Source organism: Actinosynnema sp. NPDC002837 (assembly GCF_040295345.1).
In the GTDB taxonomy this organism is placed as follows: Bacteria; Actinomycetota; Actinomycetes; order Mycobacteriales; family Pseudonocardiaceae; genus Actinosynnema.
The window spans coordinates 168,824-188,722 of sequence record NZ_JBEOVG010000006.1 but is presented as its reverse complement, the minus strand read 5'-3'; the positions used below and the strand labels follow the sequence as shown (position 1 = coordinate 188,722).

20 protein-coding genes and 2 pseudogenes are annotated in these 19,899 nt (G+C 72.0%); 10 read left to right on the top strand and 12 right to left on the bottom strand.

Annotated elements, in window-relative coordinates:
• The first annotated feature begins 22 nt into the window (after positions 1-22).
• From ABTZ99_RS07175 to ABTZ99_RS07165, 3 genes are all read left to right on the top strand, one after another.
• Positions 23-1,168 carry a glycosyltransferase gene (locus ABTZ99_RS07175; RefSeq protein ID WP_499608980.1) on the top strand — a complete coding sequence of 382 codons (1,146 nt, stop codon included), beginning with the start codon at positions 23-25 and terminating at the stop codon, positions 1,166-1,168.
• 318 nt (positions 1,169-1,486) lie between these two features.
• Positions 1,487-1,810 carry a VOC family protein gene (locus ABTZ99_RS07170; protein WP_499608978.1) on the top strand — a complete coding sequence of 108 codons (324 nt, stop codon included), beginning with the start codon at positions 1,487-1,489 and terminating at the stop codon, positions 1,808-1,810.
• Positions 1,811-1,946: 136 nt separating this feature from the next.
• Positions 1,947-2,972: a hypothetical protein gene (locus ABTZ99_RS07165; protein ID WP_499608976.1), complete on the top strand. Its 1,026-nt coding sequence runs from the start codon at positions 1,947-1,949 to the stop codon at positions 2,970-2,972.
• A 5-nt stretch (positions 2,973-2,977) separates the two neighbouring features.
• Here ABTZ99_RS07165 and ABTZ99_RS07160 read toward each other — a convergent pair whose 3' ends face one another.
• Together ABTZ99_RS07160 and ABTZ99_RS07155 are read right to left on the bottom strand one after the other, a co-directional pair.
• The gene (locus ABTZ99_RS07160; RefSeq protein WP_499608974.1) at positions 2,978-3,673 is read right to left on the bottom strand and encodes a hypothetical protein; all 696 of its coding nucleotides are present in this window, start codon (positions 3,671-3,673) and stop codon (positions 2,978-2,980) included.
• 259 nt (positions 3,674-3,932) lie between these two features.
• Positions 3,933-5,987 carry an acyltransferase family protein gene (locus ABTZ99_RS07155; RefSeq protein ID WP_499608972.1) on the bottom strand — a complete coding sequence of 685 codons (2,055 nt, stop codon included), beginning with the start codon at positions 5,985-5,987 and terminating at the stop codon, positions 3,933-3,935.
• A 314-nt stretch (positions 5,988-6,301) separates the two neighbouring features.
• Here ABTZ99_RS07155 and ABTZ99_RS07150 point away from each other — a divergent pair, with 314 nt between their 5' ends.
• The 7 genes from ABTZ99_RS07150 (at position 6,302) to ABTZ99_RS07120 (ending at position 12,465) form a co-directional block, all read left to right on the top strand.
• Positions 6,302-6,949 carry an NAD-binding protein gene (locus tag ABTZ99_RS07150; protein ID WP_499608970.1) on the top strand — a complete coding sequence of 216 codons (648 nt, stop codon included), beginning with the start codon at positions 6,302-6,304 and terminating at the stop codon, positions 6,947-6,949.
• A 364-nt stretch (positions 6,950-7,313) separates the two neighbouring features.
• Positions 7,314-7,454: a hypothetical protein gene (locus ABTZ99_RS07145; protein WP_499608968.1), complete on the top strand. Its 141-nt coding sequence runs from the start codon at positions 7,314-7,316 to the stop codon at positions 7,452-7,454.
• A gap of 74 nt (positions 7,455-7,528) precedes the next feature.
• The gene (locus ABTZ99_RS07140) at positions 7,529-8,605 is read left to right on the top strand and encodes an IS630 family transposase (RefSeq protein WP_499608965.1); all 1,077 of its coding nucleotides are present in this window, start codon (positions 7,529-7,531) and stop codon (positions 8,603-8,605) included.
• Between the two features lie 68 nt (positions 8,606-8,673).
• Complete coding sequence (locus tag ABTZ99_RS07135; protein ID WP_499608963.1) at positions 8,674-8,946, top strand: cellulose binding domain-containing protein; 273 nt, start codon at positions 8,674-8,676, stop codon at positions 8,944-8,946.
• Between the two features lie 505 nt (positions 8,947-9,451).
• Entirely contained in the window at positions 9,452-10,690 is a 1,239-nt protein-coding gene (locus tag ABTZ99_RS07130) for a hypothetical protein (protein ID WP_499608961.1), read from the top strand.
• 195 nt (positions 10,691-10,885) lie between these two features.
• Positions 10,886-11,353, top strand: coding sequence for a calcium-binding protein (locus tag ABTZ99_RS07125; protein WP_499608959.1), 468 nt, complete (start codon positions 10,886-10,888; stop codon positions 11,351-11,353).
• A 281-nt stretch (positions 11,354-11,634) separates the two neighbouring features.
• The gene (locus ABTZ99_RS07120) at positions 11,635-12,465 is read left to right on the top strand and encodes an AfsR/SARP family transcriptional regulator (RefSeq protein WP_499608957.1); all 831 of its coding nucleotides are present in this window, start codon (positions 11,635-11,637) and stop codon (positions 12,463-12,465) included.
• Between the two features lie 205 nt (positions 12,466-12,670).
• On the opposite strand, the gene ABTZ99_RS07115 is transcribed toward ABTZ99_RS07120, so the two are convergent.
• The 10 genes and pseudogenes from ABTZ99_RS07115 to ABTZ99_RS07070 form a co-directional block, all read right to left on the bottom strand.
• A complete protein-coding gene (locus ABTZ99_RS07115) occupies positions 12,671-13,222 on the bottom strand; it encodes an EF-hand domain-containing protein (RefSeq protein WP_499608955.1) in 552 nt (183 codons plus the stop codon).
• A gap of 755 nt (positions 13,223-13,977) precedes the next feature.
• Positions 13,978-15,384, bottom strand: a pseudogene (locus ABTZ99_RS07110) (molybdopterin-dependent oxidoreductase).
• Positions 15,385-15,454: 70 nt separating this feature from the next.
• A pseudogene (locus ABTZ99_RS07105) lies at positions 15,455-15,541 on the bottom strand (hypothetical protein); the annotation flags it as partial.
• 435 nt (positions 15,542-15,976) lie between these two features.
• A complete protein-coding gene (locus ABTZ99_RS07100) occupies positions 15,977-17,020 on the bottom strand; it encodes a fatty acid desaturase family protein (protein WP_499608952.1) in 1,044 nt (347 codons plus the stop codon).
• Entirely contained in the window at positions 17,017-17,631 is a 615-nt protein-coding gene (locus ABTZ99_RS07095; RefSeq protein WP_499608950.1) for an Asp23/Gls24 family envelope stress response protein, read from the bottom strand. The genes ABTZ99_RS07100 and ABTZ99_RS07095 overlap by 4 nt, the downstream gene beginning before the upstream one ends.
• On the bottom strand, positions 17,628-18,173 hold the full coding sequence (locus tag ABTZ99_RS07090; RefSeq protein WP_499608948.1) for a DUF6286 domain-containing protein: 546 nt from the start codon (positions 18,171-18,173) through the stop codon (positions 17,628-17,630). Before ABTZ99_RS07090 ends, ABTZ99_RS07095 begins: the two co-directional genes overlap by 4 nt.
• Entirely contained in the window at positions 18,170-18,583 is a 414-nt protein-coding gene (locus ABTZ99_RS07085) for an Asp23/Gls24 family envelope stress response protein (protein ID WP_499608946.1), read from the bottom strand. Before ABTZ99_RS07085 ends, ABTZ99_RS07090 begins: the two co-directional genes overlap by 4 nt.
• 5 nt (positions 18,584-18,588) lie before the next feature.
• Positions 18,589-18,765, bottom strand: a complete 177-nt coding sequence (locus ABTZ99_RS07080) for a hypothetical protein (protein ID WP_499608944.1) — start codon at positions 18,763-18,765, stop codon at positions 18,589-18,591.
• Positions 18,762-19,169: a hypothetical protein gene (locus ABTZ99_RS07075; protein WP_499608942.1), complete on the bottom strand. Its 408-nt coding sequence runs from the start codon at positions 19,167-19,169 to the stop codon at positions 18,762-18,764. The genes ABTZ99_RS07080 and ABTZ99_RS07075 overlap by 4 nt, the downstream gene beginning before the upstream one ends.
• The gene (locus tag ABTZ99_RS07070; RefSeq protein WP_499608940.1) at positions 19,166-19,639 is read right to left on the bottom strand and encodes an Asp23/Gls24 family envelope stress response protein; all 474 of its coding nucleotides are present in this window, start codon (positions 19,637-19,639) and stop codon (positions 19,166-19,168) included. Before ABTZ99_RS07070 ends, ABTZ99_RS07075 begins: the two co-directional genes overlap by 4 nt.
• Positions 19,640-19,899: the final 260 nt, after the last annotated feature.

The window sequence follows — 19,899 nt, the reverse complement described above, 5'->3', positions numbered from 1 at the left end:
CGTTCGAAAGGGATCTGAACCCGTGCGCATCCTCTTCTCCAGCCTCGGTCTGTACGGGCACACCTTCCCCCTGCTGCCGCTCGCCGTCGCCGCCCGGGAGCTCGGCCACGACGTCGACTACTTCACCGGCAGCCTCTTCGCGGACGTCCTGGCCACGCACGGCATCGGGCACATCCGGGGCGGCATGTCGCCGCGCAAGGCGTTCGAGTCCGCGATGGCGGGCGTGGAGTTCTCGACAGCGGGTGACGTCGACGCCGAGCGGGTCGCGTTCACGTTCGCCTCGGTGCTGCCGCGCAGCTTCGCCACCGGGCTCGCGCCGGTCCTCGCCGAGCGCAAGCCGGACCTGGTCGTGCACGAGTTCGGCAACCCCGGCGCGGGCCTGGCCGCGAAGGTCGCGGGCGTGCCCGCGCTGTGCCACTCGTACGGTCGGATGTGGCAGGAACCCGACTTCGCCGAACCCGCCCGCGACTACCTCACCGCCCTCGGCGCGGAGCTGGGCGTCGAGGTGCCCCGGACCGATCCCATGACGCTGGGCCACCCGTACCTCGACATCTGCCCGCCTTCGGTGCAGAACCAGGCTTTCCTGGCCTCGTCGGCGCACCGGATCCCGTTGCGGCCGGTGGCGTTCGCCACACCGGGCGAGTTGCCGTCGTGGGTCGTGGAACACCGAGAACCCCTGGTGTACCTGACTTTGGGCACGGCGTTCAGCGAGGCGTCACTGTTGCGCACCGCCATCGACGGCCTGGCGGTGGTGGGCGCGCGGGTGCTCGTGTCCGCCGGACGGAGGGCCGACCCGGCGGCGCTGAGCGACCTGCCGGACAACGTCGTGGTGCTGCCGTGGGTGCCCCAAGCCGACCTGCTGCCCCACGCGGACCTCGTGGTCCACCACGGGGGCGCGGGCACCACGTTGGGCACGTTCGGCGCGGGCGTGCCACAGCTCGTCCTGCCGCAGGCGGCCGACCAGTTCAACAACGCCGATGTGGTGACCGAGGCCGGCCTGGGCGACCACCTGCTACCCGGAGACATGACCGCCGAGGCGATCGCGACCAAGGCACGCCGACTGCTCACCGACGACGCCGTGCACCACGCGGCCCGCGCGATGGCCACCGAGGTGGCCGCCATGCCGTCACCGCACGACGTGGCCCGCACCCTGCCCGACCACACCTGACCGGCGGCGGTGCGCACGCCTGCTGCGACAACCAGTGCAGGCGATCCTCATCCGGCTGTCTCAGGATCGCGCTCACGTCCGGAGGAGACGGATCATGCGCACATCGAAGACATCGACCAATCCCGCGCGGAAGAAGCTCATGGCAGTGGCCGGCGGCCCCTGATCGGAGCTGTGTCGTGGCACCGGCCCGGCGCCACGACCGCGAATCGTCAGCACGATCGTGGTGCCGAACGTCCGGTTGACCTCACCGCGTGCGCTGCCCGAGCGAGAGGTGGCGCCGGTCCTGCGGTTGGCTCGGAGCGTTGACAGACTGGCGTTATGCGGATCAAGTACCAGGTCGTGACGTTCGATGCCGCCGATCTCGCCGCCGAGAGCCGGTTCTGGGCGGGGGTGCTCGGTGGTGAGGTGGACGAGGATGGTGACTGGCACATGGTGGTGGTCGACGGGGCGCCCCGTGTCGGGGTGCAGCTCGCGCCCGACCACGTGCCTCCGCATTGGCCGGACGGCCCGACCAAGCAGCAGGTGCACCTCGACCTGTGGGTCGAGGACTTCGCCGAAGCGCACGAACAGGTGTCGTCTGCTGGAGGACATCCCGGTTGCTGCGGCGTCCGCGGGTTTCGCGCGGTCGGCCGTGGGCGCTGACATGGTGGTGTTACTGCGCGAGAAGGACATGACTGTTGTCTGTGGGCACCAAGGGATCGAAGTCGTTGGAGGTCTGATGCCTGCCCTGTCGTCACGGGGTTCGGCGCTGACCGGCGATGCACTACGGTGAGCGGCCATGTCCGTGGGTGAACAGGACGCGGTGGGTTCCGCGATCTCGGGTGCCGTGCCTCCACGGTCCCGGGAGGCGGAGGGGCGGCTGTTGTTGCGTCGTCTGGTCGCTCCGTTGGTGCGGGCGGGCTGGTCGCAAGTTGCGGTCGAGGAGTGGTACGACGACCAGGATCCGGACCGGGGAGGTGCCGAGGTCGCGGAGGTCACGGTCGAGGTGGAGCGGTCGGGCTTCCACCTGCTTGTGTCGTGGAATCCGGTGACGGGTCAACTGGTGGTCGCGGACCCGACCGAGGGTTGGGATTGGGACGACGGGCTCTTGCCGCCGCTGTTCCCGCTTGACGAGGAGATCACCGTAGACCTGGCAGGCGGGAGTTCGCAGGCCGTTCGTGCCGAGACCGCACGTCGGGTGTTCGCGGCCGCAGGACTGCTGGACGCCACGAGGATCCGGCTGTCCGAACCGGCTACCTCCCTGCACGCCGATCTGGTCATGTCCTTCCGGGCCGACTACGTGCATGACGTGGCCATACGTCACCGTGGGCGCGACGACCTCGCTGGGGTGTTCGCGTCGCTGGGCGAGGAGTTCTCCTGGCGGATCGCCTCGGGGATGCGCGCCTGTCCGCTGATCGTCCCCGCGGCGGTGCCGTCGGCGGCGGCGCGGGGCATCGCGGAGTGGTGCTGGCGCCGGGAGAGCGAGGTCGAGCAGTGGCACCACAAGGTCGGTGATCTGACCATGGCGCGTGCCAACATCGCCACCACGCGGGCGGTCCTGCCCCACGTGCACCTCGAAGGTGTCGACTGGCCCGCCGTGCAGGCTCGGACGTTAGCCGCCCGACGACGTTGCTGTGAGTGTTTTGCCGTATTCGTCCCGTCATCAGGTGGTCGCACCCCGTGCCCAGCGGTCTTTTCGGGTCAGCACCAGGTTTCGGACCAGCAGGGCGTCGTGGACGGGGATCATCCAGTCGCCGGAGGTGGTTCGCACCAGCACCGCAGGGCCGGGCGGCGCGTGGAGCGCGGTGCCGTCCGGCAGGTGTAGCCAGGTCAGGGGGTGGGTCGCGGTGGCAGCGTGGTCGGGACGATGTCACGCAGGTCGGCGAAGTGGACGATGTGCTCGGCGCGCGGGCCGGCGCCCCTGCCCCGGTGCAGGCGGGCGGACCACGTGAGCCGGTCTGCCTCGACGTCGAGCCGCGCTGAGGCGAGGTCGGGGGTGGTGAGCGCGAACCGGACGGCGAGCGCGAGCGTGAAACCGGTGGCGCCCAGTTCCGGTACCAGGGGCGTGGTGAGGGACCGGTTCGCCCGGTGGGCGAGCACGCAGGACGCGACCGCGCAGGCGAGCGCCGCGGCGAACAGCGAGCCGGCGAGTGCCTGAGCGATGTCACCGGAGGTTGAGGAGAGTGCGAGTCCGAGGCCGGGGATGACGCCCAGCAGCGTCTGGCCGCCTGCGACCAGGAATGCCGAGGGGAGCCAAGACGGTGGCTGTGTCAGTCCACGCCGGCGCAACCGCCACGCGCCGCCTGCGGCGACCGAGGTTGTCGCGATCGCCGGCAGCGCCGTCCACCACGACCCAGCGAGCAGGGCGAACGCTGCGCAGACGGCCGCGACGGTCGACGGCAGCACCACCGCCGACCACCACAACAGCGTTGTCGTCCGCATCCACCTCGGCTGCAGCGTCGACACGGCGCCGAAATCGGTCACACCGGGAATCGTGCTGGGGAGCGCCATCAGGCCGCCGTCCACAGGGACGGGATGCGCGAGGAAGTCCGCTGGGGTCCGAAACGGCGGCGCTTCGCCGGGTGACGCATGAGGCCCTCCGCCCACGTCGAACAGCCCACCGCGGTTGCGAGTGGGTGTGCCGACCAGACTTCCCGGCGCTCCGAGGGGAGAGATGCCCTACCCGGTGGTCGCCTCGCAAGCGAATGGTGAAACCGTGCCGGTTCGACGGGTGCGGACCGCTGTCCTGCGGTGACGGACGGGTGGTCGTCCAGATCGCCGCGGCTCATAGGTCCCCGCCAGTGTGGGCGAAGCGCTCGTCGAGCACCCGTTCGAGGATCGGCGACATCGTGCTCGTGTAGGTGGCGCTGACGTGGCTGTCGTCGAGGTAGACGTAGACGTTCCCGATCACCGGTGGGCAGTGGTCGCCGGGGCAGAAGTAGTCGCTGAAGTCGAGGAAGTCCACGTTGGACGGCAGGTCGGGGATGCGCGCGTACGGCGGTTCCGCGCTGAGCACGTCGGCCCGGGGAGTGCTGCAGCGAGGTGCCTCGGCGCCGTGGGTATTCGCGCATTCCGAGGGTTTGAAGAGGTGGCGTGGGTTGTCGCGCACGGCCGCGACGGCGATCCCGACCTCCTCCAGTTTCCGCCACTGGGCGACGAACCCCGGCGGTGTCTCCTCAGTGAGCCCGGAGCGGACGTCGCGGGTGCCGTTGGCCAGCACGAGGTCGGGCCGCAGGGACACGATCTTGTCGACCGCGTCGGCGTTCCACTTGAGGCACTTCACGTCACCGGGCATCGCGTTGGACTCGGTGGAGAACGGGCAGGCGCCCTTGTTCATCGCGATGACCTCCCAGTTGCGGCGTTTGGCGACCTGGTCGAGAGCGGCGAGGTACTGCTGCATGTGGGAGTCGCCGACGACGACGATCCGCTTGTCGGGCACGCCGGTCACCGGGCTGTGGCAGTACGTCAGCTCCTTGTTGTAGGACGCCGTGGTGCAGGTGCCGCTGTCGATGCCCGCGAAGTCCTTCGGCAGGGCGACCAGTGGCGGTGCGACGGAGGGGTGTTCCGCGCCCCAGTACTCGAAGCCCAGTTCGAGGGCCATGGCGCCGGGGTGGTCGGGGTCGTCGACGACCGCGGCGTGCAGGGCCGCCTTGCGCTCGGCGACCAGCTGCCAGCCACCGGCCGCCACGAGCACCGGGGCCAGCGCGAGTGCGGCGAAGCGGTAGGCGCCCCATCCGGTGGACACGCGCAGCGGAGAACGGAGCACCGGCTTCTCCACGAGGTGGTGCGTCGTCACGGACAAGGCCAGCGACAAGCCGATGACGGCCGCACCGCCGAGCAGGCCCGGTTCGGTCCGGTCGCGGACGACGAGGTAGAAGACCAGCACCGGCCAGTGCCACAGGTAGAGGGTGTAGCTGAGGTCGCCGAGGTAGCGGGCGGGCCGGGTGGCGAGCAGCCGGTCGACGCCGAACGCGCTCCCGCTGCCGCCCGCGGCGATGACCGCGGCGGCGCACAGCGTCGGCCACAGCGCGGCGTAGCCGGGAAAGACGCTGCCGACGCGGAGCACGAGACCGCAGGCGACGAGCCCCGCCAGGCCGATCCAGCCCAACGCCAGCCGCACGAGTGCGGTGAGGCTGAACGCGTTGAGGCCCAGGGCGAGCAACCCGCCGAGCGCGAACTCCCACGCCCTGGTGAGCGAGTGGAAGTAGGCCAGCGGCTGGTCGGTGGAGGTGAGCACCACCGACCAGGCGAGCGAGGCGGCGAACACGACCGACAGGCAGACCGCCACCGCACGGTGCGCTACGTGCCCACCGCGGCGGGCCACCACGACGACCAGCGCGATCAGGAGTGGCCAGACCAGGTAGAACTGGCCTTGGATGGACAGCGACCAGTAGTGCTGGACGACGCTGGCCCCGTTGTGCTGCCCGAAGTAGTCCGCCGAGTCCGCGACCAGCTGCCAGTTCTCCAGGTACAGCGCGGCGGCGACGACCTCGCGGATGGTCTGGAACCACTGGTTCTCCGGCAGCAGCACGAAGCCCGTGACCAGGACGGCTGTGAGGACGGTCAGCGCCGCGGGGAACAGCCTCGTGATCATCCGTCCCCACAGCGTCCGGAACGCGATTCCGCCGCCCGCCGCCGCGCGCAGCAGCTGTCCGGTCACCAGGAAGCCGGAGATCAGGAAGAACACGTCCACGCCACCCGACACGCGGCCGAGCCAGACGTGGTACACGACGACCAGGACCGCCGCGACGCCGCGCAGACCCTGCAGTTCGGGACGAAAACGGCCGGCCGCGGGTGCAGACGGGTGGTTGCGGGCGCGGGCCGCGGTGGGGACGGGCACGGAGCAACTCCTGGAGACGGTCGGTCACGGACGCCGACCAGACTTCCCGGCACACCAGCCGCCCACGTGGAACGCGGTCCGGCGGTCCGAACGCTACCGAGTGGGCGTGCTGCGGCCAAACCGGCAGCGCGCAGGCGGTGACCGGCCGCCTACCGCCTGGGCGGGGCCGGATCTCGGGCCGCGGGCCGGACGGTACGAGCCACGGTGGCCGGATGAGGAGCGTGGCGGCGTGCGTCGGGCGGTACGATCGTGCTCGGTGTGCCGGGAAGCCTGGTCGGCGTGGGTTCGTCGCCGTCCTGGACCGGGAGCCGCTCATGATCGGGCACATCGTCATCGTCGGCTACGACGCGCAGGGACGTGACGCCCTCCGCACCGTGCCCGACGACGATCGCCGACGCGGCGTGGTCGTGATCGACCTCGACGTCGACCGCGCGAGCTCGGCAGCCGTGGCCGGCGCGGAGGCGATCGCCGGCGACGGCACCGACACCGCTGTGCTCCGGCGTGCCGGAGTGCCGGGTGCGCATTCCGTGCTGATCTGCGTGGCGTCCGACGGCGACGCGTTGCAGATCACCTGGATGGCACGTCTGCTCGACCCGGTGGCCTCGATCGTGGTCACGGTGCAGGACCACCTGTGGGCGAGTGCGGCGATGGACCTGGGTGCCGACCGCGTCGTGTGTCGCGATCCGGTCGCGTCGAGGCTGGTCGGTCTCCGGGTGCCCGTCGTCGGCGGGCGATGTCGTCGCCTGCTCGCCTCGGTGGTGGGCCTCGTCGTCACCGAGCGTTCCGTGCTGCCCGCGGAGGTGGGCCGTGCGCCGGCGGCTTGTGGGCCGTCGGTGGTCGCCGTGGTGCGTGACGGCGCGCGTCACTGGTGCGAACACCCCGCGGTGGCCGAGTTGCGGGAGTGCGACCGGCTGCTGGTGCTCGGCGCCGTCCCGTCCGGGACCGGAGAGGTCGACCTGTGAGGAAGGAGTCGGTCATGGCGGACAGGGCGGCGGGAACGGCGGTCGGGCCCATGGTGATCGCGGCGGTGGAGCAGCACCGCTCACCGGGGCAACGTCTCCTTCACGACCCGTTGGCGGTCTCGGTGCTGCCGCCGTTGTCGAGGTGGGTGGTGGGACTGGCCCGACGACCGAGGGTCCGTGCGGCGCTGATCAGGGCGTCGGAGCGGGCCGCGCCCGGTGTCTGGGGTGGTGTCGCGTGCCGCAAGCGCTATTGTTCCGGAATGGCCATCCCGGGTGGATCCGCGCCATCTCGGGTCGGTCGTGTGAGATCCCGTCGCGTGCGCGGGGTGTCGTGTCGCGGAGCGCCGGGTGGCGGCGCGCACCCATGGCTCGGAGGGTCCGCGCGTCCTCGTCCGCCGCCGCACCGGCTGACCCTGGCCACCTCGACGGTGTGGTCGTCGACGACGCCAGGGTGTGCAACAACAAGCTCAAGCGATGGGAGGACTACTACAACTACAGATCTTGAAAGGCCAGGGTTGATCGTGTGGTTCCCGGCGTGTCCTGCGCGGTCGTGATCGGCGTGTGGTCTGCGCAGGGGTGATGAGGTGCGCGGACGGTGGTGGTCTGTCCGAGCGGGGCAGGGTCAAACGTGAGCGGGTCCGGTTACAGGCGGCGGAATGGTCCGGCCAGGACGTGCCCGTGGCGGAGGTCGCCCGTCGGCTGCGGGTGTCGGCCAACGCGGTCTGCACGTGGCGGTGTCGATGGCGTGCCGAGGGTGAGGCCGGGTTGGCGTCGAGGGGGCCGGGTGGGTCGTCGTGCCGGCTGGACGAGCGGCGGTTGCAGCGGCTGGTCGAAGCCCTGGAGCGTGGTCGGGCCGTGCACGGATTCGGTGAGGACCGGCGGTGGACCCTGGCCGGGGTCTCCGGTCTGATCGCGCGCCTGTTCCGTACCCGCTACGCGTTGCGCGGGGTGTCGTATCCGTTGCACCACATGAGGTTCTCGCCACAGGTGCCCGCGCACCGGGCGATCGGGCGCGACGAGCGGGCGGTCGTGACCTGGCGGAGGGAGACGTGGCCGGCGGGAAAATCGGTAGCGGCGGAGCGGGGCGCCTGGCCGTGCTTCGAGGACGAGGCCGGTCAGACACCGCGCCCGCCGAAGACGCGGGCCCGGGGGCGGCGCGGGCGGACTCCGACCGTGGCGGTGTCGGGCAAGGGCTCGGGGCGGGTCTCGATCGTCGGGCTGGTGTGCGTGCGTCCCGGGCACCGCCCCCGATCGATCTACCGCACGGTGGTCCACCGCGGACGCGAGGGTGAACGGCGCAGCTTCGGCGAAACCGACCACGCGGCCCTGCTCGACGCCGCCCACCAACAACTCGACGGTCCGATCGTGCTGGTCCGGGACGATCTGAACACCCACACCAGCCATGCGATGCGGGCCCTGATCGCGGCCCGGGACTGGCTGCACGTGATCCGGCTACCTCCGTACGCCCCGGAGCTCAACCCGACCGAGCACGTCTGGTCACACCTCAAGCGCAGCCTGGGAAATCTCCTTGTCCACGGCATCGACCACCTGGTCACGATCGTGAAGAACCGGCTCAAGCGGATCCAGTACCGGCCCGAGCTGATCGACGCCTTCTTCGCCCACACCGGGTCGGACCTCAAGCCTGAACCACCGTAATGCCAGCCTTTCAAGATCTGTACCTGGGCCCGCCGGAAAGCCACCGCGCGTCCGGGTGCACGGCGTCGGTGTCACTGAACTCGTGGAACGGCGGCTTCACCGCCACCGTGAAGGTCACCGCCGGGCCGTCGGACCTCAACGGCTGGACGGTGACGCTCCCCCTGCCGACGGGCGCGACGGTCACCAACGCGTGGAACGCCCGACGCGACGGCGATACCGGCACCATCCGGTGGACGAACATGCCCGACAACGGCCGGGCCAAGGCCGGACGCTCCGTCGTGTCCGGCTTCCGGGGCACCGGTGTCGGTACGGGCATCACACCGAGCTGCACCACCGGCTGACCGCCACACCGGGTCGGCGGGAACCGTCCGGGTTCCCGCCGACCCGGTGTGCGAGGCGGCCGCGACCGTCGAGCAACTGCTGCCAGACGAATTCATCAGGTAGTCGAACGGCGACCGTCCCATCAGCCGATGAACACCCTGATCACGTATGGGATGACTTGCTCGGAGTCGTTCGGATGACGCTGGAACTGTGGTTCTCGTTGGCATTCAGGGGGGTGGCGCCCGCATTCGGGTGGTCGGCGGCGTCGCATCTTCTCCTTGCCCGAGGGCACGCGCACGCTGTCGCCTTGAGGGTGTTGGTCGGATTCCGGTGCCCTCGTCATCCGCACCGGACACGTGACCCCGGACCCCGGTCATCATCGGATCACCCCTGCGGGTCCGCGGCATCAGCTCGGACCCACCTCACGGGTGGAGATCGATCATGACATCGACAGCGCGTACACGCACGGCCCGCCGTTTGGGTCGGGCTCTGGTCGGTTTGGGCACGGTGGCGGGGTTCGCCCTGGTGGCACCGGGAACGGCCCAGGCCATCCCGCCGGGGTGCACGCAAACGGGCAACAACTTCGTCTGCACCGCAGGCATCCCCGCCGGCCAGGTCCTCGACGGCACCTCGGCCAACAACATCATCACCATCACCGGCGGCCCGGTCAACGGCACCGTCAACGGCCTCGGCGGCAACGACACGATCACCGTCACCGGCGTCGCGGGTGTCGCCGGCCCGAACGGGGCTCCCGGTGCGAACGGCACCGCGGGCACCCCGGCCGGCAGCGCCGGCGGCAACGGCGGCGTCGGAACCGGCGGCGGTGTCGCCGTCGGCGGCACCGGGATCATCGACGGCGGCGCGGGCGCCGACAGCATCACCGTCACCGGCGGCGCGGGTGGCAACGGCGGCAACGGTGGAACCGGCGGGACCGGGCTGGGCAGTGGGGCCGGCGGCGCCGGTGGCAACGGCGGTGTCGGCGGGGTCGGCGGCGCGGGCAACGCCGGACTGATCCACGGCGGGGCGGGCAACGACACCGTCAAGGCCACCGGTGGCAAGGGCGGCAACGGCGGACTCGGCGCGCTCGGCGGCAACGGCGGCCTCACGGCGGGCGGCGCGGGTGCCGGTGGCATCGGCGGCGCAGCTGGTGTCGGCGGCGTCGGCAACTCCGGCACCATCAACGGCGGCACCGCCGACGCGGGTCTCGACACCGTCACCGCCACCGGCGGTGCGGGCGGAGCCGGTGCCGCGGGCGGTGTCGGCGGCTGCGGCAGCGGCAGCGGCGGCGGCGCGGGCGGCGTCGGCGGCGCGGGCGGCGCGGGCGGCATCGGCAACTCCGGCACGATCAACGGCGGCGCCGGGGTCGACACCCTCAAGGCCAACGGCGGTCTCGGCGGCGCCGGTGGTGTCGGTGGCAAGGGCGGCAACGGCATCAGCGCCACCCAGCCCGGCGGCGCCGGTGGCGTCGGCGGCGCGGGCGGAGCGGGCGGCGTCGGCAACTCCGGAGCCGTCAACGGCGACCTGGGTGCCGATGTCATCACCGTCACCGGCGGTAACGGCGGCAACGGCGGTGCCGGCGGTAACGGCGGCACCGGGTGCAGCGGTCCCGGCGGCGCCGGCGGACTCGGCGGGGCAGCGGGCGCGGGTGGCCTGGGCAACACCGGCACCGTCGAAGCCGGCACCACCATCGTCAACGGGTCGCCCGGCACCGCCGGCCCCAACGGCGTTGCGGGCGTGAACAACGGCGGAGTCTGCTCCTGCTGACCCGACCTCGGTGACGTGAAACCACCTCGGGGCTCCGGACTTGTGGCTGCACCAGCACAAGACCGGGGCCCCGGCGGCCGCGACGCAGCGAGAAGCACTGTGCCAACAGCGAGGACGTTCGCCCGGCGTCACGCGGCGGTGACGCCTCGCGGAACACGCTGTCCGTCGATATCCGAACACGACACGGAGGTCACAGTGCGAAGTCGACGGTTTTACCCAATCGTGGCTGCGAGCGTCATGGTGATGGGTGGTGTGGCAGGTGCGGGTAGCGCTTCGGCGGCGGTCCCCTGCACGATCGGTCCCGGTGTGACGCAGACGGACACCACCGTGATCGGATCCGGTGGCAACGACACCATCGACTGCACCAGCGCCAATCCGGGAAAGACGATCTACGGCAACGGTGGCAACGACACCATCACCGGCACTTCCTACGCCGACACGATCCACGGCGGCGACGGTGACGACACGCTGACCGGCGGGGTCGGCAACGACACCCTCAACGGCGACCTCGGCACGGACACGCTGAACGGCTCCGCGGGCAACGACAGGCTCAGGGGCCCCGGCACCGACTTCGCCGAGGACACCCTCAACGGCGGCCTCGGCACCGACTCCTGCGGCCCTGTCGGGGTTCCCCCCGACCTCCGCAGCAGCTGCGAGTCGTAGCACCAGGCACCGAGAACGGTCGCTCACATGACGCCGGTTCACGACCCGGCCCCGGAAAGGGGACGGGTCGTGAACCGGCGTGTTCCGGTTTCCTGCAGCGGACCCGAAAGGGTGGTTTGAGGCGGTGCCCCACACGCGCGCACGCGTGCCGGATCCGAGTGGCGGGAGGGAATCCCGACAGCCAGCGCCATCCCGCGCGCCCACGCACGTAGCATGACCGACAGCAGGATCGGCCGACGGATCGGGCCGCGGACGGCTCCGGCAGCGGACGTGCGCGGCACGTGCGGGACGGGTCGGACACCTTCGTGATCATCCTCGACGACACCGGTACCAGACTCATGGCCTCACTCGTGACGACGAACGCGCACTCGCCCCGGGTCCGCCGAGCGGGGTTGCGCGTCGCACTCCTCGACGGCTTCCGGCTCACCGGCGGAGCCGACGTCATCCCGGCTCCCGGAGGTGTGGAGCGCCTGTTGGCGTTCGTGGGGCTGCGCCACCGGGCGGTGGGACGCCTGCTCGTGGCGGGCTCCCTGTGGGCGGAGGCGACCGACGGCCACGCCTACGCGGCCCTGCGGTCGGCCCTGGCCCGGACGAACCGCGTCTGCCCGGACGCACTGCTGGTCACCCCGTCCAGCCTGGAGCTCGCGCCCCATGTGTCGGTCGACCTGCGCGACGCCCAGGCGCTGGCCCATCGCCTGCTGGAAGCCGGTCCGCACGCCGCGGTGGATCTCAGCAGGCAGGCGGTCGCCGTCCTGTCGTCGGAGTTGTTGCCCCACTGGTACGACGACTGGGTCGTCTCCGAGGCCGAGGACTGGCGTCAACTGCGGTTGCACGCGTTGGAGGCGGTGGTGGACGGCCTGGTCGAGGCACGGCGCTTCGGCGACGCCACGGCGGCCGCGAGCGTGCTCGTCCGGGCCGACCCGCTGCGTGAGAGCGCTCAGGCGGCCCTCATCCGCGTCCACCTCGCCGAGGGCAACCAGTCCGAGGCGATACGGGTGTTCGACCGGTTCAGCCACCTGCTGCGCACGGACCTGGGCCTGGTCCCCACTCCAGGGCTCCGGGACCTGGTCGAGAGCCGGGCGAGCCCGCTGCGGGGATGGTCGACCGGCTGACCGGTGGGCTGCGGGCCGTCGACGGTGGCGGTCTCCTCGAGGCGTTGCGGGGCGGGGACCTGCCGGACCCGGCACCGTCGTCGCGGGATTCACCCGCAACACCCGTCCGCACGCTGCCGAGGACGTTCGACCCAGGAGGCCGCGGCGCCCGGAGCGGCCTACTCGGAGCGGCCTACTCGGAGCGGCCCGCCCGGAGCACCAGCGGTCAGCCGGCGATCCTGCCGAACAGGTGCGCGGCGGGGGCGTCCGGGTCGTCGCCGTAGAAGAACTCCGCGAGCGCCCGGTGGAACTCGGCGCGATTCAGCCCGCCCGAGCCGTCGAGGTCCAGCGCCTCGAAGACCGCGGCGCAGTCCTCCGGGGACACGTTGCCCGCCAAGCCGAAGATCTGCCCGAACTCCGCTTGGTCGATCCTGTCGTCCCCGTCCAGGTCGATCAGGTCGAAGTAGCAGTCGGCCACCGGTCCGACCTGCTGCGGGTACTCGGCGGGATCGGTCAGCGCCCGCCGGAACCCTTCGGTCATCTCCCGCAGGTCGACCCTCCCGTCACGGTCCTGGTCCATCGGCGCGATCACGTTGGCCCAGAACGCGTCCAACCCACCGGTCAGCCGGAGGGCGGTCTCGGACTCCGGCGCGGCGTCACGGGCCGCGATGTAGCGCTCGCCCATCAACCGGACGTCCTCCTGGGTGATCACCCCGTCGCCGTCGACGTCCGCGCCGTTGAACCACTGGCGGCACTTGAGATCCCGAATTCCAGTCATGACCGCGCAACGTAGTCAAGCAGCGACCCGGTGCCCAGTCGGCGCGACCACCGGGAGGACCGGATCACTCGTTCGAGTGTCACGCCGCCGCCGGCCGCGGTGACGTCAGCCGGGCGGGACGAGGTTCGGTGGTGCGAAGGCGACCACATCGGGGAGGGGGGCCGTCGTAGGGCTCGACGTCGACCAGGGCGCTGAGGGCGCTCGGTCCTTGCGGCAGGCGTGAGCACGGCCGATCCGCGGTGAGGGTGTTCGGGTTGCCGTGCCGGTCCAGGGTACCGCTCGAGCCCGGCTGGACCGGGTCCCACCACGCGCCCGTGGACAGTTGCACGACACCCGGCGGCGTCCGCCGGGTTGGTCGTCACGGGCTCACGACCGCGGATCTTCGAGCCGAGGTTGTGGTCACCGTTGTCGTACTGGCCGTGCAGGCGTGAGGCGGGCTGGTTCGAGATCAGGTGCAGCGGGAACCGGCCCGACAGGTCGGCACGGAGCCACTCCACCGGTTCGTACCGCTTCGGGTGTCCGGCGCAGTCGTCGTAGCCGAACGGGTCGATCGTCTCGGAGAAGATCTCGATCCGGCCGGACGGCGTCGACAGGGGGAAGCCCTGTGGATCTGACCGGAGGTCCTCGAAACTCCCGGGGAACGGCCCGGTCGACGCCGGCAGTTCGACGGTGGACCGCCGCCAGAAGTCGTCGAAGTCCGGCAGGGCGGTGTCCCCGGCGAGCTTGGCCCTCGTCTGCTCGTAGAGGTGCCGGACTCATTCCGTCTCGGAGCGCGACTCCGTGAACTCGTGTTCGAACCCGAGCCGGGAGGCCAGGTCGGCGAAGATCTGGTGGTCGGTGCGCGACTTGCCCGCCGGCTCGCGGACCTTCGGCATCGCGACGAGGTGGGGGTCGGAGAACCCGGCGGCGAAGTCGTCGCGCTCCAGGCTGGTGGCGACGGGCAGGACGATGTCCGCGAACTTGGCCGTCGTGTTCCACTAGGCCTCGTGCGCCACCACCGTGTCGGGGACCTGCCAGGCGCGGGTCAACCGGTGGAGGTCCTGGTGGTGGTGGAACGGGTTGCCCCCGCCCCAGTAGATCAGGTGGAGCTCGGGCAACGTCAGGCGCTCGCCGTCGTAGTCGACGACCTCGCCCGGGTGCAGCAGGGCGTCGGCGATCCTGGCGTCGGGGATGAAGTCCCCGGCGGGGTCGGCAGGCGCGGGTATCGTCGCCACGAAGGGGCGGTCCGGGGCAACCCCGTTGGCGTCCATCGTCGCGTAACCCGCGCCCCACCCGCACCCGGGCCGACCCATCGAGCCCGCCATGGCGGCCAGCACGACGGACATCCAGATCGGTTGTTCCCCGTGGTCCGCTCGCTGCACCGCGTAGTTGACCATGATGAGGGAACGTCGGGTGGCGAGGCGGCGGGCGAGGTCGGTGATCGCGTCGCGGCCGATGCCCGTGATCCCGGCCGCCCAGGCGGCGTCCTTGGTGATGCCGTCGAGGTCGCCGACCAGGTAGGAGGCGAAGCGGTCGAACCCGACGCAGCACCGGCGCAGGAAGTCCTCGTCGTGCCACCCGTTGACCAGCATCGTGTGGGCGATGCCGAGCATCGCGGCGGTGTCGGTGTTGGGGGTGACGGGCAACCACTCGGCGTCGAGGAAGCCGGCCGTGTCACTGCGGACGGGGCTGATGTTCACGAACCCCACCCCGGCCTCGCGGCACCGGCGTTGCAGGCCCTGCGTCTGGTGCCTGGCCAGCCCGCCCGGGTTGATCTGGCTGTTTCTGAGGGCCAGCCCCCCGAACGCCACCACGAGCTCGCAGTTCTCGGCGATCTCGTCCCACATCGGCATCCGACTCTGGTAGCTCCACGGATGACCGCCGATCACGTGGGGGAGGATGACCTCCAGAGCCGCGGTGCTGTAGGTGTTGCGGGAGTCGGTGTAGCCCCCGTCCAGCGCCAGGAACCGGTGCAGTTGCCCCTGCGCGTTGTGGAAACTGCCCGCACTCGCCCAACCGTAGGACCCGCCGAACACCGCGCTGTCCCCGTGCTCCGAACGAACCCGACGGAGCTCGTCGCTCACCAGCGTGATCGCATCGTCCCAGCTCACCTCCACGAAGGCGTCCGCGCCCCTGGCCGCACCGTGAGTGCGGGGCTCGCCGTTCAGCCAGCCCCTGCGCACCGCGGGGCGCAACACGCGAGCACCGTCCTCGGCGGCCGTCACCATCCCGGGACCGATGGGGGGACGGAGCGGGGTCGTCCTGCCTCGGTTCGATCCACACCAACCGGTCGGAATCGACCACGGCGACGAAACTGCCCCAGTGCGTCGCGACCGACATGCGTCGTTTCACGGTGCATCAACTCCGACCCTGAAGTTTCCTCGATCCCGGACAGCGGTTGCCCACGTCGCGGGGGCGATGTGCGGCGAAGGAGGCCTGTGGCTCACGTCGGACGACCCGGGGGAGGAGTCGGTGCCCGGCTGTGCGAGCGGGGAGAGCCCCGCGCGGGGTCGCTCATCGGCGGAGTCTCCGTCCCCGCCGTCCGTCGGGCCGTGCGGTGCGGCTCGTGGCGGGCGACGTGGCAGCCACGCTAGCCCCGATAACCGCCGGGCCGTAGACGCCGTCGGGCTTCGTCCGGCTGCACCCGGCGGTCCTCACCTGCCTCCGCCACGGGTCGTCGCCCACGGGACCAGCGGCAGTGCCACTCCTCCGACCGCGACCCCCGGGTGGCCGCCAGGGGATCGCGGTCGGCTCGTCAGGACCGGATGGCGGCGCTCACCCGGTGGACGACCTGCGCAGGGGCGCGCCGGCGTCGTGCAGGTGGCGCAGCACCTGGGCGTAGGAGCGGCGCATGGTGGTCTTGCTGTAGGGGATGCCGTGCCGGGCGCAGAAGTCCTCGACGACGGGCTGGGCGCGGCGCAGGTTGGGGCGGGGCATGTGCGGGTAGAGGTGGTGCTCGACCTGGTGGTTGAGGCCGCCGAGCAGGGCGTCGACCCACCGGCCGCCGGTGACGTTGCGGGAGGTCAGCACCTGCTTGTGCAGGTGGTCCAGGCGCTGACCGGCGGCGATGATCGGCATGCCCTTGTGGTTGGGCGCGAACGAGCACCCCAGGTAGACACCCATCAGGCCCTGGTGCACGGCGATGAACACGAGCGCCTTCACCGGGGACAGCACCAGGAACACCGCCACCAGGTACGCCGCCGCGGGCACGAGCTGGAGCGCGGCCTCGCGCCACGGGTTGCGCAGTTCCCGCCGCCACAGCGCCACGAGCCCCGACAGCCGCAGCACGGCGGCCTCGGCCAGCAGCAGGGGGAAGAACAGGAACGCCTGGTACTTGGTGATCCAGCGGTACACGCCCCGCTTCTCCCCCGCCTGCGCGCGGCTGAAGGCGATGGCGTGGATCTCGATGTCGGGATCCTCGTCCTCGTGGTTGGGGTTGGCGTGGTGGCGGTTGTGCTTGGCCACCCACCACTGGTAGCTGATGCCCGTGAGGCTGCCGTGCAGGTGCCCGACCACGTCGTTGTGGCGGTGGCTGCGGAAGATCTGCCGGTGTCCGGCGTCGTGGCCGATGAACGCCAGCTGCGTCGACACCACGGCCAGGACCACGGCCGTGGCCACCTGCCACCACGAGTCGCCCAGCACCGCGAACACCGTCGCGACGGCTGCGAGCATCACCGCGTTGACCGCCATCCGCAGCAGGTAGTAGCCGCGTCGCCGGTCCAGCAGCCCGGCGGCTTTGATCTCCTTGGTCAGCCGGGAGAAGTCGCTGCCGCGCGGGAGTTCCGCGGTGTCGTCCGGGATGGTGTGCGTAGAGGTCATGTACCTGCTCCGGGTTGGTGGGGAGGGGATGCCCCGGTTCGGGGGCCGGGCTCGTCGGTGAAGCGGAACTCGACTGTGGTGGGCAGCTCGTCGAGGTCGAGGGCCTGGCGCAGCCGGGGCAGCCCGCGAGTGGCGAGCGCGTGCCGGATCGCGCCGGGTTCGCCGTCCCGGTCGGTGCTGATGACCAGCGCGAGGCGCGGCTCGTCCCGGGTTCCCGCGAGGGTGCCGCGCGCCGCGTGCACGCCGGGGTAGGTCTCGGCCTCGGCGAGCAGCGGGGCGACGGCGGTGCGCGCGGCCAACTCGGTCCGACCGCCGGTGTCGCTGCCGCCGCCGGCGTCGAACCGCCAGGTGCGGGTCTTCGGCGCGCGGTCCAGCTGCGCCGCGAGCCAGCGAACGGCGAGCAGCCCGAGGAGCACCCCGCCCGCGGCGGTGGCCCACCAGACCCACGGCGGCGGCGGGGCGTCACCGGGGACCAGGGGCGCGTCGGGCGCGAGGACGTCCAGCACGGCGAACCGGGTGGCGAGCCCGAAGCAGCCGGCGGCGAGCAGCAGCAGGCCGATCACGGCCAGCACGGCGCGGTTGAGCCTCGACGGCCGGTCGCGGCCGCTCATCGCGCCCTCCGGGCCTTGAGCCGGACGGCCACGGTCGGCCGGGTGACCGGGCCGAGGCGGTCGAGCCGTTCCCCGACGGCCGTGCGCACGGCGTCGGCGAGCCCGGCGGTGGTCGTGCGGTCGGTGGTGACGGTCGCGGTCACCGCGCGGCGCTTGAGGGCGATCGCGGCGGTGGTCACGCCGTCGACCGAGGACGCGGCGGCGCGCAGGGCGCGGCGCAGGCTCCGGCGCGTCATCCCGGAGCTCACCGCCCGGTCGGTGTCGGGGTCGTCGTCGCGCAGCGGCAGGACGGTGGGCGGCCCGGGGAGCAGCGCGCACAGCAGCAGGACGACGCCGAGCACCGCGCAGGTCGTGGCGGCGGGCACGACGACCGGATCGGTCCAGCGCGTGTCGTGCAGCGCGCCGAACACGGCGTGCGTGTCGATCCACGGGGCCAGTCCGAGGACCTGCTGCACCGACACGGCGGTGACGAGCACGCAGGCGGCGAGGACGGCCAGGGCTACGAGAGCGGCCGGTGCGCTCCGGCGGGGCAACCGCTTCACCGCACCCTCCCGGTCGTCACCGCGGCGGAGTGCAGCCTGGTGACGGTGATGTCGACGCGGGACGCGGTCAGGCCGGTCAGGTGCCGGACCCGTCGGGTCAGGTGCCGGCGCACCTCGTCGGTGGTGCGGCGCACCGGCATCGGGTAGGTGATCGACAACCGCACGTCGAGCGCGACGGCCGCGCCGGTGACGTGCGCGGTGACCCGGACGTCCTCCTCGGCCTGCTCCGCACCCAGGGCGATGCCGAGCAAGCGGTACGCCGAGCCGCCGACGCCGTCGACCTCTGCTGCCGCGTGCGCGGCGATCTGCTCCACCGCCGTGTCGCCGATGGTGAGGCGGCCCCGGTCACCCGGGTCCGCCGACGTCCCCGGCGCCGCCGGGCGGAGGCCGGTGGCGGTGCTCGTTCCCACGGCGCTCAACCCCGGCCGCGGCCGGTCAGCGCGGAGATGTCGAGCTTGCCGTCGAGGACCCTGCCGACGACGAGCCCGGCCGCGCCGAGCAGCAGGACGACGGCGAAGGCGCCGAAGCCTCCGAACGCCGCGGCGAAACCGAGCGCGATGCCCGCGAGCATCCCGGTGGTGGTGGAGTTCACGATGACTGCCTCGCTGTTCTGACAGGTGCCGCCGCGCCGGTCCCGGGTCGTTCCGGGAGCCCGCGTGCCGGGGTGCGGTCGGCGGTGGCGCCCGGTGGCTGTGCGCCGGGCGAACGGGTGTCGGGGAGCGCGATGTCGCCGATCCACACGTGCAGCGCCGGCACGGCCCGGCCGATCGCGGCGCGGACGGCGACGCGGACGGCCGTGTCGACCTCCGCGGTGGTGGCCGGGTACCGCGCGACGACTCCCACGGCGATCTCGGCCGGCCGGACGCGGACGCCGTCGACCCTGCGCCCGGGCAGGTGGGTGGCGATCTCGCCGTACCGCCCGCTGTGCGGCCCCGCCACTTGCGGCAGGGCGCGCACGGCGGTGGCGATGACCGTCGCCTCGATCTCGGGGATCACTGCACGCGACTGGTTTCCGGCGTGTTGTCGCCCTCGTCGTCACCGGGGATGTGGACGTCGGTGACGGCGATGTTGACCTCGACGACCTCCAGGCCGGTCATCTGCTCCACCGCGCCGATGACGTTGCGGCGAACCGAGCGGGCCAGGTCGGTGATGGACACGCCGTACTCGACGAGGACGTGCAGGTCGACAGCGGCCTGCCGCTCGCCGACCTCGACCGACACGCCCTGACCGGCCGAGGCCGTCGCGCCGGGGATGCGCTCGCGCAGTGAGCTGAACGCACGGGCCGCGCCGCCACCCAGCGCGTACACGCCGGAGACCTCGCGCGTCGCCAGCCCTGCGATCTTCTGGACAACGGTGTCGGCGACGGTGGTCGTCCCCCGCGTCGGCGTCGACGTGCCCTCACGCGGGACGACCTCGGCGTTCGTGGTCTGCGTGAGCGGCTTCTGCATGGTGGTGGGGTCGGTCACGGTGGTCTCCTCGACCTTGCGTTCGGTGGGGGCGTTCGGCGGGGAGCGGCTTCACGCCCGGGGCGGGAGCGCCGGGAGCGTTCGCTCGACCGGGCTGCCGCGCAGTGACGCAGGAAGGCGTCGTGTGGGTATGGGCAGGCAGACCTCCGGTGTCCGGCGTCGCCTGGGTCCGGGGCGGCTGCTACCCGATCGGGTGCCCGGTTCCAGTGGTCGCCAAACCCGGCGCGAGGTCCGGTCCGGCGGCGGTCGGTGACCGCGGC